The following is a 14,168-nucleotide window of genomic DNA, read 5'->3' on the forward strand; positions in this document are numbered from 1 at the left end:
CGCAAGAAGTTTCCTCTCGGTCATACAAATATAAAAAAAATAGTAAAATAAATTAGGAACTAAAGATAGTACCTAGATTAGAAATTTATTTTTTCATAGCCTTTTTATGTTATTTTATGATAAAAGATAACAAGTTCTTTGATGTTATGGCTTTATTAGAATGCTTGAAATATAAGAAATATAAGAAATTCTGGTTTCAAAAAGCCCACACGAAAGGATTCGTGCGGGAGCGGGCGCAGCTTTTCATGAGAACACTTCGTAGAGCAGGGTATAAAATTATTCAGCTAAAGGTCCTTTAGAAAAAGGTGTTAATAATGGACGAATATCACTCCATGCTTTTAATATTTTATTTACATGCTCAGTTGCAGGTAAAGTGGTTGCTAACATAATTCCGCTTGGATCTATTTGTTGTTCTGAAATTTTATTGAATCCATTTTCAACTTCTTCAATTACTTCAAGTCCCATTGAAGGAATTTTGTTTTGCAATTCAGGAAAATTCACTTCAACGAATCTTAATACAGTTGCCATCATCATCATTTGTCTTAAGGGAGCCGGAGGGTGTGTATAATTATTTAAATTATCTAAGCTAAACCGAAGTCTTCCAAAGATTCTGTAAAAGCAATAGTTAGCAAAATATATTAAGTAGATGCTATTTTCTAAATCAGTATAAAATTCCGCAAATGTTTTTGGAATAAATTCTCTATGATTAAGCAAGACTTCAGCTTCCATTATTAAATTATTAACGGCAATACAGTCAGCATCCATTTCTAATGCTTGCCACATTAAATTACCTTCAGCTAAATTATTTATTTGAGTGAATTCATTATAGCTATTATCCGAAAAAAGGCTTTTTTTGTAATCTAAATGTCCATTTTTTACATGTGCATACTCATGTATTAAAATTGTTTTAAGACAAGTTTGTGTAAGGTATCGCGCTAAACTTGCACGTTGTGGGTCTTTTGGAATAACTATTTTTTCTTCAGTAATATAATCTTTTAGCACATCAAAATCTATAACTTGCACGTCAAAAATTTTTTCTGGTGGAGTTTCTTTAGAAGAATCCCCATATTGTTTCAATATTTCAGGATGAGAAAGCATTCTGTTAAATAAGTTACTGATACATGCTATGGCTCCTACATTTATTCCAATATAATATTGATTTTCAAAAAGGGTAGCTTTTGCATTTACTCTGGAATCATTAATGATATTAAAATTACAAGATGGTAAATCTTTTCCATTATTTCTACACCATTCAAGTATTTTGCTTCCATAAATCCTGAGATTATCTGTCTCTAAAACACCTTTAATTGGCCAAATACCACCATCTGATTTAAAAGCCAAATCAAATTCTTTTTCTTTTTGTGTAAATATCAACTCTCCCATAAATTTAAATATGTATTTTATATAATCTTGGATTTCTTAATCTTGGAAACTATTATTATGTTTTTAATGTAGATAAAAACAGTCTTTTTTTGTATGAATGATAAAGACTATGTATCCTTTTATGAAACGGGAGTGTAATAAAAGATATAGCCGAAAGCCGGATCGCTCGAATATGTAAAAAAAGTCTCTTAATTACGATTGCACGGATTTGCAATTCTCGCGAACAAAGCTAATTTACAAAAATAAAACAAAAGATTAGCTATATTCACAAAATCCTTTAAAAGATAAAGTCGTAGTCTTGCCAAAGGATCACTATTTTAGTTCAGTAACAAGCTATGCAGGTTTAGGAAACGAATTGGATGTAAGGACTAGATTTATTTTAAATAATTGAATTACTATGTGGAAATAGACTTCAAATACGCGCTATCTATTGTATATCTGTTTATTTCTTATGAAACCTAAAGTTATAGCCCTGATAGCAGCGGTATCCTTTGGTTCCTTTAGCCAGGAAAAGATACAAGCGAATAGCAGGAAAAAGCTCCCTAAACAAAAAAAGTGCCATAAAACCTAAGTCTTACAGCACTTTTAAACAAATCAATAATTAATTAAAGCGTACAGGTTATTCGTTTATGATATCGCCTTCCTTAATTTCTTCGTTGGCGATTTTTACGAGTTTGTCTTTCGGGTTCAGGTCTCCGAATATTTCGATTTTATCGTCAATTTCCCTTCCTTTTTTTACATCGACTCTTGTAGCTTTGTGGTTGACCACTTTGATCACAAACATCCCTTCGGCAGCATTCACCAAAGCCGATTTTGGCACTACAAATGTGCTGTCTTTTGCGTTAAGCGGTAACAAGACTTCGGCTACCATTCCGGGCAATAAATTGCCTTTGGTGTTGTGCACATCCATTTCGACACGTTCAGAACGTAATTTCAAATCTAAAGCGCCTGACATTCTCGTAATTGTGGCTTTAAAAGTATCCGGCAATGATTTTACATTAAAACTCATTTCGTCTCCATTGTGTAAATATCCGGTGTACAATTCAGGAACTGAAACCGCCAGACGCAGTTTGTTTTGCTGCTGAATCGTCAATAATGGCGAACTTGAAGAAGGACCAACAAAAGTTCCTAAATTCACGTTTCTTGCTGCTACGACACCGTCAAAAGGCGCGCGGATTTCAAGATAACTTCTCATGATTTTTACTTCTTTATGAGCCGCAACCGCTGCCTGATATTGTGCGTAATCAGAGTTCTTTTTACCGCTTGCCATTTCCAGGTCGTTTTTAGAAATCGTTCCTTCGACCTTGCTCGTTTCGTACAAACGGTTGTAGGTGCTTTTACTGGTGGCATAAATTGCTTCCATCGACTTCAGTCTTGATTCGGCTGCAGCCAGTTGTGAACTGATTTCCGGTGCTTCCAGAACGATCAAAAGTTGCCCTTTGGTTACTTTCGAACCAATATCCACTTTCAGCGTTTTTACGAAACTGCTCACTTTGGCATACAAATCTACCTGTTGGAAACCGGTTAATTCGGCCGGTAAACGCAATTCCGTAGTCAGTTTTTCTTTTTCCAGAAGAAAGGTTTCCGTTTTCGGTTCGATTTCTGCCGTAATAACTTCTTCCTTTTTAGAATTACAGCTGTTCAGGAAAAATAGTGCTGCAAAAAACAGTGGGCTGTATTTTATAATTTTAGTGTTCATTTTTTGGTTTTATATAATGAATATGATATAATGTCTTATTTAAACTGTTGGGTGTAATTAGTTTTGGATGATAATTTTTCGTCAGTTCGAGTGATCCCGATTTTTTATCGGGATTGTATCGAGAACAGAAAAGTTATCATTAAAAACGGTTCTCGATATATTTTTTGTTCCGTTTCTCTGCACAAAAAACACTCGAACTGACGTTTTTAATAATTACACCCAGCGGATTTCTTATTTGATAAAATAAAAGGAAAAGATAAAAGTCTGTCGAAGAACTTGCACGACCAAGTGACTTTCGACTTATAACTTATAACTTTTCACTCTTCACTCTTCACTCTTCACTTTCGACTTACTTATTGATGAAATATAATGAATACTTTCTTCGTCTTCAGGATCGAGGGAAACAGATTGTGTCGTGGTATGTTCCTGCGCCCAGGCGAAAATCAGCGGTAAGATCAATAATACAGCAAAGGTCGAAAACAACAGTCCGCCAATTACGGCTCTACCCAACGGAGAAACCTGATCGCCTCCTTCGCCATGACCAATTGCCATTGGAAGCATTCCCGCAATCATCGCCACCGAAGTCATGATAATCGGACGAAGACGCAGTGCTGCAGCCTCACGGGCCGACTCTAAGGCGTTTCCGTTTATTTTTCGCAATTGTTCGGCATTTGTAACGAGTAAAACGGCATTCGCAATCGAAACCCCGACTGACATGATGATGCCCATGTACGATTGTAAATTCAGTGTTGAGCCTGTAATAGTCAGCATCAACAAAGCCCCCAAAACTACCGCTGGAACTGTGGTTAAAATCACCAGCGAAACCTTGAATGACTGGAAATTAGCGGCTAACATTAAGAAGATTACAAAAATAGCAACCAATAACCCTACTTGTAAACTGCTTAATGTTTCGCTCAATACCTTACTCAGTCCAATAGGCGTGACAAATAAGCCACGTGGTAATTCGCCTAATGAACTGATTGCAGCATCTACATCTTTCGCGGCCGTCCCCAAATCGGTCTGATTGATGTTTGCTGTCACTGTAATGTATGGCATAGCCCCTAAATTGTCATTTTCACCGCTCACATAGCCGGGTGTAATTTTTGCCACGTCGCTCAAAACAGGACGAAGCGAGTTTTTCAATACCGGAATTTCGCCGATATCGGTTTTGCTTTTCATTTGATTTAACGGAACCTGAACCTGAACGTTTACAGATAAACCTGTTCGTTCGTCAATCCACGTATTTTTTTCGGTATATCGGGATGATGAGGTCGAAGCAATCAGCGAACGCGAAATGTCATTCATGTCCACTCCCAGTTCGGCAGCACGGGTTCTGTCAATATCGATGTTCATTGCCGGATAATGAATCGGCTGACCGATCTGCACATCACGGAAATAGTCTATTTTTTGTAATTTTTCAACGATTTGATTCGCATAGGTTTCATTTCGTTTTTTGTCTTTCCCCGCAATTCGGATTTCGATTGGAGTAGGAGAGCCTTGGCTCAAAACTTTGTCCGTTAATTCGATTGGCTCAAAAGTGAGTTTTACATCAGGCAGTATCTTTTTGATTCTCGCTCTGAATTCGTCTTTAAACTCATCCATATCGGCATGATATTCCTTTAAACTCACCTGAAAAACAGCTTCATGCGAACCCGCCATGAACAGATAAATCGGGTTAATCGAAAACAGCGACGGGTGCTGACCTACATAAACAGAAGATATTCCGATGTGTTCGTTGCCGACCATTTTCTTCAGTTCTTTCAGTACCAAAATGGCTTTTTCTTCGGTGCGTTCCAAACGGGTTCCGTCGGGAGCACGCATTCTCAATTGAAACTGACTTGAATTTACTTTCGGAAAAACATCTTTTCCGATGAACGAAATAAATACAATAGCAAGTGTCGTAGCCAGAACCAAATAGGTTAAAGCAGCTGCTTTTTTGTATGGAAACAATCGTTCAAGTGTTCGCATAAAACGAATTCTGAAACGCTCAAAAGCACTGATTTTTCCGTTGCCATCTGTATCCGTTCTTTCAACATACTCCTTTTTCTGAGTAATCAGTTGTTTCTCCGATTCAGGCGTTAATCCACAGGCGTTGAATTCGGCTTCATCATCTGTGATTTCCGGTTTATGTTCGTGTTTAGAATGTGCTTTCATCAGCCAGTTTGCCATTACCGGAACAAAAGTCTGCGAAAGTAAAAACGAAATTACCATTGAAAAACCAATCGCCAAAGCCAATGGCAAAAACAAAGCTCCCGGAATTCCGACCATTGTAAAGGCAGGCGCAAAAACCGCCAGAATACAAAGCAGAATCAATAATTTAGGCAAAGCAATTTCCTGACAGGCATCCCAAATCGCAAGTGCTTTTGGTTTGCCCATATCGAGATGCTGATGAATATTTTCTATCGTAACGGTACTTTCATCTACTAAAATTCCAATCGCTAACGCCAGTCCGCTCAGCGACATTAAGTTAATCGTCTGTCCGAATAATTTCAGAAATAAAACCCCCGAAATAATCGAAATTGGAATCGTTAAAATTACAATCAAAGCCGCACGCCTGTCGCCTAAGAATAATAAAACCATTAATCCGGTTAAAACCGCTCCGATGATTCCTTCGGTAATTAAACTTTTAACCGAGTTGATTACATAAACCGACTGGTCAAATTCGTATGATAATTGTACGTCTTCAGGAAGTGTGCTCTGAATTTTAGGCAATTCCGACTTTAATTTCTGAACAACATCCCAGGTCGAGGCGTCTCCGGCTTTTGCAATGCTGATATAAACCGAACGTTTTCCGTTAACCAAAGCATATCCGTTGGTCACATCGGCACCGTCTTTAACAGTGGCAACATCGCCTAATTTCAGATTTTGAACACCGCCTTTAAACAACGGAATCTGCTCAAAATCCTTGATTTCTTTAATCGTATTGTTCGTTGGCGAAAGGTAATTGATATCACCAATTCTCACATTTCCTGATGGAGCCGTCTGATTGTTGATACGAATGGCTTCTACAATCTGATCTGGTGTCATATTGTGTGAGCGTAGTAAATCAGGATCTACGTTAACTTCTACTGTTCTTGGGCTTCCGCCAAAGGGAGCCGGAGATAATAAACCCGGAATCGAAGTAAACGAAGCACGTACGTAAACGTTGGCCAAATCCTGCAATTCGTTGTTGGAACGTATTTTACTACTTAAAACCAATTGCCCGATCGGCAATGACGAAGCATCAAAACGAATGATAAACGGAGGCTGTGTTCCGGGAGGAAAAGCCGCCTGAATTCGGTTCGAAAGCGCTCCTAATTCGGCAGCAGCCTGCGCCATATTGGTATTTTCGTAATAGGTTAATTTCATAATCATCAACCCCTGAATATTCTTGGTTTCTACCGATTTTATACCATTGGCAAACGGAAGAATGTTCACGTAATTTTTAGCAAAATAAGCCTCCATCTGATCCGGTGTGTAACCACCAAACGGATGTGCAATATAGATTACCGGCAGATTCATTTTCGGAAGAATATCTACCTTGATGTCTTTGATGGCACCAATTCCGAAGAAAAATAAACCGGCCACCAATACCAATATAGAGATGGGTTTGCGGAGTGCAAAACGTATTAAATTCATTAGGCGCTATAATTAAAATTCATTTATAAATAAGTCAAAATTGCCTGTTGCGGCTACTTTTAGCAAATACGACTGCCATACATTATTGTTGACAATGTCACGATCGATTTCAGCACGGTTTAATGTGTAAATCGTCTGTGTCAGATCGGTTAAATCGGTTAATCCGTTTTTGTACAAAGTCGATTTTTGCAGATATGCCCTTTGTGCCGCATTGACCTGAATTGGGGCTTCGGCGTAATTTTCCAGCGTGATTTTGATTTTATCTTCCGCAAAATTCAACTGCGATTTTAATTCTCTGTCCGCCTGATTGTATTCTTCCTGTAACCCCTGCGAAACAAATTTCTGGGCACTGACTTGTTTGCTCATTCGGAAAGGAGTGGTCAGATTCCAGGTAATTCCAATACCAATCAAATAATTCATACGATCCGGATTGACGCCATCCCAGTAATTTCTGTTAAAAGCGGTCTGATCTGTCGCGTAAGAGGAATCAAATCCTGAGGCGCGGGTTTGTAAAACACCAAAGGCACTCATTGTAGGATAATAAAAACGTTTGTACAATTTGACCTGCTGGTTGCTGTAATCAATTCTGGTTTTATACAATTGCAATAACGGGTGAAGGCTATCTGTTACACTATTTTGTTTTATAAGTTCTTTTGGAATCTGTGTTACAAAAAGAGTATCAGTAACAAAATCCTGAGGTTCCACACCCATTAAATCGACCAGTTTATTGTTTTGTTCCTTAACGAAATTTTTAGCCAGATTCAGGGCTATTTTGGCTTTTGAAACTTCGGCTGTAGCCAAAGTTGAATCCACTCCGGCCAGTAATCCGTTTTTGACTCTGACCGCGGCGGTTCTTTTAAAAACTTCGGCACGGTTTAAATTCTTTTGTTGTGAAATCAGTAATCTTTGGCTTGCCAATAAATTGAGATAAGCGGCAGAGATTTTAATTTCGAGTTGGAATTTCTCCTGATTCAGATCTTTTTCTTTGGCCTCAACATCAATTTTAGAAAGGTTGATTTTTTCTTTTGCTTTTCCGAAAGTGAAAAAATCCCAGTTCATATTCACTAAATAAAGCGCGCCAAAAGCCGAGTTCCAGTTTTGTGTCGGAAGCGGTAACCCTGAAGAAGCAACGCCAAGACCTCCAAAACCGTATAATGGCCCGTTTTGTCCGTTTACAGTTCCGTAATCCTGTTGTGCTGATAAATTAAGGTTAGGCAGGTAATCGCGGCGGGATTGTTTAAGGCTCTCCCGTGAAGCATTTGTATAGTTGTTTTTTGCTCTGACTGAACCGTAATTTTCAAGCCCGGTTTTTATGGCGTCTTTTAAAGACAGGGTTTGAGAATGACTGTTCAGGGCAAAAATCAGGAAAAATAATAAGGTAACTCTTAGGCTCTTGTTAAAAACGTCAGTTCGAGTGTTTTTTGTGGAGTGAAACGGAATAAAAAATGTATCGAGAACCGTTTTTAATTCTAACTTTTCTTGTTCCCGATACATTTTTCTATCGAAAAACACTCGAACTAACGAAAAATTAAAACTAAAAACTAATCGTATCCATGGAGTTAAAGTAGTTTTTTTGAAATACATATAATTTAGATGTGAAATTATGCCCCAAATTTATTTCTGAAATCAGAATAAAAACCTTTATAAATGATGTACTGAAATAATAAATGACGAATTGAATTTGTCATTTTTACGAAAAATTAATTAAATATTTGTCCGTACTTTGTAAACTATTTAATGCAGAGATGAATAAAAAGCTGAGTAACATGATGGAAAACAAATGGTGGCAGGAAATTGCCGTCGTCCTTTTTTCATTCACGGTCTACACCCTTAAAAATGACTGGATGCTGTTTAGTTCTTTCATTTCGATTTTAATGGGGATTTTTTTCTACTGCATTTTGTACCTGCACGCCCAGTTCAACCGGTTTTTTATACTTCCCATTTTATTCAAAAACAAAAGACCGGTAACCTATGTTTTTTTAGCACTTTTAGGGGTTTTTCTTTTCTCAGTCGTTTTATATCAGATTACTTCTCTAAGCGTGTTTGCGAACTGTCGTTTGTATCAGAATTCACACCAGCGCAGTTATGTGTATCAGCTGGCCAGTGTATTGGGAACTTTAGTTTGTATTTTGAGTCCGATTATTGTTTTTAAGTTTTACAGAATCAATAAAAAACAGACAGACGAAACGCTTCTTTTCAATCAAATGCAGCTGAATTCACTGAAAGGACAATTAAATCCTCATTTTTTATTCAACACCTTCAATACGCTTTACGGAATCAGTTTAGAATTCCCCGAAAGAACGCCAGATCTGATTATGAAAGTGTCGCAACTGATGCGTTATCAGCTTGAAAGCAATAATAAACAGTGTGTCTCTCTTGAAGCGGAACTGGAGTTTATAAACAGTTATATCCAACTCGAAAAGGAACGTGTAGGCTATCGCTGTGATATTACCTACGATTGTAAAATAGACAATGAAAATGCTTATAAAATCTCACCAATGTTATTGATAGCTTTTATTGAAAATGCTTTCAAACACGGGACCTGCGCGATTGAAAAATGTTTCGTTCGTATTATAATTACAGTCGAAAGCGGATTGCTGCACCTGCATGTTGTCAATTCAATCCCGAAAAAAACGGATGTGGTTTCTACTAAAATTGGTTTAAAAAACACAATTGAAAGGCTGAACCTGATTTACGGTAAAGAATATAAATTAGATATTCAGGAGGATAAAAATACCTATATCGCAGATTTGAAAATACAACTTAAAAAGTTGGTATAATGAAGGAGACTAAAAAATGTATTATCGTTGATGATGAGCCGGCAGCGCATTATGTTCTGGCCAATTACATCAAACAGAATTCGCAGCTGGAACTTGTTTTTCAGGGCTATAATGGCGTTGAAGCGATGGATTATCTGCGTGAAAACAAAGTCGATCTGATGTTTCTGGATATCAATATGCCGGAAATTTCAGGAATGGAACTGCTTAAGATTATTCCAACACATCCCAAAACGATTTTAACTACTGCTTATTCCGAATTCGCTTTGGAAAGTTATGACTACGGTGTGATTGATTATCTGCTCAAACCTATTTATTTTCCAAGGTTTTTAAAAGCGATTGACCGTTTTTTTGCTACAGAAAATGTAAAAATCAGGGAAGAGGAAGAGTTAGTCAATTCTGTTAGTGTAAAAGTGGATGGTTATTTGATGGATATCGAATTAGACCAGCTGTTATTTGCGCAAAGTTTTGGTAATTATGTAAAAATCCATACAGTCAAAAGAACGTATCTGGCTTCTATTACTACCACCGAACTGGAAAAATGCCTGCCCGAAAAAAACTTCATGCGTATTCATAAATCCTATATCGTGGCTTTGGATAAAATCGAAGAAAGCGAAAAAGATTTTGTACTCATAAACAAAGAAAAACTGCCGGTTGGGATTACCTACAGAAGGGAATTAACAGACCGACTAAAGAATAAAGACCCTATATAAGAGTTCAGAAATAAGTGCTTACTAATTCAGTTATTTCAAAAAAGAAGCCTGTCAGGATTTATTTCTGCAGGCTTTTTTGATTTGTTAATCTAGAATCTGAACCTTCTTTTATTTTCCTTAAGACTATATTTTTTTAAAAATTTCATTTTTTAATTCATTTATAAGTAGTAAATTTATTACTGTTTTTTGGTGATTATTAATTCTTTAATGACAGAAAAATGAGAACAGTATCTTCAATTTTCGCCATGTTCAGTTTCAGTCTTTTAATAGCACAGAATGGAACGATCATGAAAAAAACAGTGATTCCTCCGGAAATTGTAAGAGTTGCTTTTGAAAAAGAAAATCCTGGAAAAACAGCTGTATGGTATGAGGAATATGTGGGTGATGATAATGATGAAATTCGTTATGAAGCCAAATATAATGTAAACAATACAACTAAAGCACTGGCAATTTATGACAATTTAGGAAATATGAAAGCCTATGAACTGCAGATTCCTTTGAGCAAACTTCCGCCAAAAGCGCAAACCTATCTCAAAAAAAACTATCCGGCAAAAGCAATAAAAGAGATCACAGTAATGGTTGACAATAAAAACAAAACCACGTATGAAGTTGGAGTAGAAAAAGATTCAAAGTTTTATGATGTTGTTTTTGACAAGAACGGAAAATTCGATGTCAGTATCGAAAAAAATTGAAATTGGCTTACTTACTAATTCAGATATTTAAACGACAAACCCGATAAGTTTTTTTCTTATCGGGTTTTGTTTTAAAGAAGTTTAGTGCTGATTTAAACACACTTCTACTCCGCTCAGTGCAGGCTGTAAACATAGCCTTTTGTAACTGTAAAGGCGTTTCACTTGTTTAAAAAACGCGTAGCTATGTGTTGAGAAATGAGTTTCTCTTTTTAACCTTTTCAAAAAAAGAAAAACCGATGTTTCTATGTGTTGAAAAATAGGTTAAATTTCTAAAATGTTATAAAAATATTCCTCCCGCGACCTCAATACGCTGTCCGTTGACCCAACGCGATTCTTCAGAACATAAAAAGGCAACAACTCCGCCAATATCATCAGGAAGACCAACTCTTCCTAAAGCGGTTAAGCCGGCAATCATTTGGTTTAGTTCATTATTATCACGAACAGCCCCGCCTCCAAAATCGGTTTCAATTGCACCGGGAGCGACGATGTTGACTCTGATTTTTCTTTCGCCCAGTTCTTTTGCCTGATATTGTGTCAAAGTTTCAATAGCGCCTTTCATCGAAGCGTAGGCAGCATAACCCGGGAATGAAAATCTTGTAAGACCGCTTGAGATATTTACGATTCCGCCGCCATCGTTTAGTATTGGCAATGCTTTCTGAGTTAAAAAGAAAGGTCCTTTAAAATGAATATTCGTCAACAGATCAAATTCGGCCTCTGTAGTTTCTGCGAAAGAATTATGAACTCCGATTCCGGCATTGTTTATCAAAAAGTCGAATTTATCTGTTTTAAAAATATTTTTTAATGAAGAAGAAACCTGTTCTAAAAAGGAATCAAAAGTACCTGATTCCGCAACGTTTAACTGAATTGCAGCAGCTCTCTGGCCTAAATTCTCAATTTCTTTTACGACCTCTTCAGCTTCATCCTGTTTGCTGTTGTAGGTGATGATAACATCGATTCCTTTTTTAGCAATTGCGACTGCCATATTTTTTCCTAAGCCTCTGCTTCCGCCTGTAACTAAGGCGATTTTTGTATTTACTGCCATTTGATTTATGTTTTGAATTGATAAGTCAAAGGTAGGAGTGAAGCATTAACCTAAAATTGTAAATATCAAACCTATGTTTGCGAAATTCAAATAACAATAACAATAACAATGACAATAACAATGACAATAGCAATGACAATAGCAATTTCAAAATTGAATTTCAAAATTGAATTTCAATTTCAAACTTTAAACTTTAAACTTGAAACTTTAAATTAACCTCTAAAAGCCAAAGGGGTCAATGACGTTTGTTTTTTAAAGAAATTCGAGAAATGTGCCAATTCTTCAAAACCAAGCGAATAGGCAATTTCAGAGATATTCCAGTTGGTTTGTCTTAAAAGAATTTTGGCTTCGCTGGTTAATCTGCTGCTGATTAACTCGGTTGTGGTTTTTCCGCTGTTTTCTTTTAAAACCTTGTTTAAATGATTCACGTGGACTGATAATCTTTCGGCAAAATCTTTGGCAGTCCTTAATTCTAAACGCTGATGTGGTGACTCTATTGGAAACTGTCTTTCTAATAATTCAGCAAATAAAGACGAAACCCTGGCTGCCGAATTGTGTTTGTAGTATAAGGCTGTAACTGGCTGTAGTTTTTGTCCAAAGTGAATTAACTCAGCCACATAGTTTCGGATTAAATCGTATTTGTAAGCATAATCAGAATTGATTTCGTTCTGTATCTTGCTGAAAATGAATTCAACTTCTGTAATTTGTTCGTCTGAAAGCTGAAAAACAGGAAAACCGTCCGGAGCAAAAATTGGAAGTTCGTTTAACACAATTCCGCTCTTATTTAGAAACTGATCTGTAAAAACGCAGAATTGCCCTGTCTGGTTGCCGTCCTGCGGAATGTAATTATAAGGGATTTTGGGTGTAGCAAATAAAAGTGCCTGTTTATCGATTTCAATTATTTTATCCGCATATTCTGCTCTGTTTCTGCCTTTTATGAGGCTTATTTTGTAATACGCTCTTCGATTGTAAGGCATGGTGCATTTTCCCAAAAGCTCTTTAATATTAAAAACATTAAACTGGCAGATCTCTTTTTGGATACAGTTATCTAACAATGAATTGGATTCGGTATGGGTTAATTCTGCAATTTCTTTATAAAATGTCTTTATAGAATTCATTAGGTTTTGATTTGTAAAATTCAAATATATGAAATTTTGTGGTACGCAGATTCAAACAGATTCAAGCAGATCTGTGCAGATTTTTTATTCGTTTTTTTTGTCATTTCGCCGAAGGGAGACTCGAGCGATAGCGAATAGGCGAAGCAAATCACACTAAAAACTCGATAAAGATTGGATTACCATTGCGGAGTTACTTGTGGAGATTCCTCGTTCCTCGTATTGTGGTTTACCTTTCAATTAAAACAAACTTCCCTGAACAAACTCAGGCTGTGAATTCCCATTAAAAAGAAAAGTATCAATAACAAAAAACTGTATTTTGACAGGGTCGAGTTCCCGCAAAACAATTTCTTTACACAAAAAATCAATTTCAATGGATGTAAAAAGCTGTGATGCTATTTTGAGCTTTTCAGGAGTAAGTTTTCTGCCAATGGACAGATGAGGGTCGTCACTTTTTTTAAGTTTTAAAGATTTGAGGGTTTCCTGAATCATTTTCATGACTGGTTTTAGTTTATTTTTCGAAACTTCATTCGGAGCAATAAAAAAAGCACCGCTGTTTTCATAAGAAGAAAAATGATCTAAATAAACGGGAAAAGGAGTTATAGCATCACATTTTCTAAAAAGCTTTTGCTTCAAAATATCGATTTGAGAATCGTCAATCGTGAATTCGCAGATCGTAATATGTGCGGTAGAGTTGCAACTGTTGTACCATTTGATTTTGCCTTTCAGATACTCCTTCATTGTTTTTACTGAAGCAATAACATCCTGCGAAGGATAAATAGCAACCGAATATTTCTTATCCATTCTTAAAGCTCTCCTTTCCTAAACAACCGGTCATAAATCTCAGACTGCAGCAATCCGCTGCCACCGCCAAAATGTTCAATGATTTCAACTCCGGGACGGGCATTTAAGCAAAATGCAGAGAATTCTTTTTCAACATGGTCTTCAATTGCAGAGCTTAGCAAAACAAAGTCAACATTGTGCTGTAAAAAGTAATCCTCAGCCAATTTTTCATCATTAAACCCAACGGCATTCCAATTTTCATTAGCATTTACCAGCCGTAGCAAAATTTCAAGTATTGGCTGATTTTTACCCAGTATTAAAAAGTCGTATTTTTTCATGATGCCAT

11 protein-coding genes are annotated in these 14,168 nt (G+C 36.7%); 3 read left to right on the forward strand and 8 right to left on the reverse strand.

The genetic code is table 11. From position 1 onward, the window contains the following. Positions 1 to 276: 276 nt before the first annotated feature. The 4 genes from GXM17_RS18385 to GXM17_RS18400 all read right to left on the reverse strand — a co-directional run bounded on the left by GXM17_RS18385 (position 277) and on the right by GXM17_RS18400 (position 8,284). Positions 277 to 1,383, reverse strand: a complete 1,107-nt coding sequence (locus GXM17_RS18385) for a hypothetical protein (protein WP_163401005.1) — start codon at positions 1,381 to 1,383, stop codon at positions 277 to 279. Between the two features lie 619 nt (positions 1,384 to 2,002). After that, the gene (locus GXM17_RS18390; protein ID WP_163401006.1) at positions 2,003 to 3,082 is read right to left on the reverse strand and encodes an efflux RND transporter periplasmic adaptor subunit; all 1,080 of its coding nucleotides are present in this window, start codon (positions 3,080 to 3,082) and stop codon (positions 2,003 to 2,005) included. Between the two features lie 324 nt (positions 3,083 to 3,406). After that, complete coding sequence (locus GXM17_RS18395; RefSeq protein WP_163401007.1) at positions 3,407 to 6,700, reverse strand: efflux RND transporter permease subunit; 3,294 nt, start codon at positions 6,698 to 6,700, stop codon at positions 3,407 to 3,409. A gap of 12 nt (positions 6,701 to 6,712) precedes the next feature. Further along, positions 6,713 to 8,284: a TolC family protein gene (locus GXM17_RS18400; protein ID WP_208796463.1), complete on the reverse strand. Its 1,572-nt coding sequence runs from the start codon at positions 8,282 to 8,284 to the stop codon at positions 6,713 to 6,715. A gap of 161 nt (positions 8,285 to 8,445) precedes the next feature. Here GXM17_RS18400 and GXM17_RS18405 point away from each other — a divergent pair, with 161 nt between their 5' ends. From GXM17_RS18405 to GXM17_RS18415, 3 genes are all read left to right on the forward strand, one after another. Then, complete coding sequence (locus GXM17_RS18405) at positions 8,446 to 9,480, forward strand: sensor histidine kinase (protein ID WP_163401008.1); 1,035 nt, start codon at positions 8,446 to 8,448, stop codon at positions 9,478 to 9,480. Continuing rightward, the gene (locus tag GXM17_RS18410; protein WP_163401009.1) at positions 9,480 to 10,190 is read left to right on the forward strand and encodes a LytR/AlgR family response regulator transcription factor; all 711 of its coding nucleotides are present in this window, start codon (positions 9,480 to 9,482) and stop codon (positions 10,188 to 10,190) included. The genes GXM17_RS18405 and GXM17_RS18410 overlap by 1 nt, the downstream gene beginning before the upstream one ends. A 218-nt stretch (positions 10,191 to 10,408) precedes the next feature. After that, on the forward strand, positions 10,409 to 10,882 hold the full coding sequence (locus GXM17_RS18415; RefSeq protein WP_163401010.1) for a PepSY-like domain-containing protein: 474 nt from the start codon (positions 10,409 to 10,411) through the stop codon (positions 10,880 to 10,882). A gap of 277 nt (positions 10,883 to 11,159) precedes the next feature. On the opposite strand, the gene GXM17_RS18420 is transcribed toward GXM17_RS18415, so the two are convergent. From GXM17_RS18420 to GXM17_RS18435, 4 genes are all read right to left on the reverse strand, one after another. Next, on the reverse strand, positions 11,160 to 11,924 hold the full coding sequence (locus GXM17_RS18420) for an SDR family NAD(P)-dependent oxidoreductase (protein ID WP_163401011.1): 765 nt from the start codon (positions 11,922 to 11,924) through the stop codon (positions 11,160 to 11,162). A 212-nt stretch (positions 11,925 to 12,136) separates the two neighbouring features. Continuing rightward, positions 12,137 to 13,042, reverse strand: coding sequence for a helix-turn-helix domain-containing protein (locus GXM17_RS18425; RefSeq protein ID WP_163401012.1), 906 nt, complete (start codon positions 13,040 to 13,042; stop codon positions 12,137 to 12,139). Positions 13,043 to 13,279: 237 nt separating this feature from the next. Beyond that, positions 13,280 to 13,843, reverse strand: coding sequence for a 2'-5' RNA ligase family protein (locus tag GXM17_RS18430; protein ID WP_163401013.1), 564 nt, complete (start codon positions 13,841 to 13,843; stop codon positions 13,280 to 13,282). Between the two features lie 2 nt (positions 13,844 to 13,845). After that, positions 13,846 to 14,160, reverse strand: coding sequence for a hypothetical protein (locus tag GXM17_RS18435; protein ID WP_163401014.1), 315 nt, complete (start codon positions 14,158 to 14,160; stop codon positions 13,846 to 13,848). Between the last annotated feature and the right edge of the window lie 8 nt (positions 14,161 to 14,168).

Source organism: Flavobacterium fluviatile (assembly GCF_010645065.1).
GTDB lineage: Bacteria > Bacteroidota > Bacteroidia > Flavobacteriales > Flavobacteriaceae > Flavobacterium > Flavobacterium fluviatile.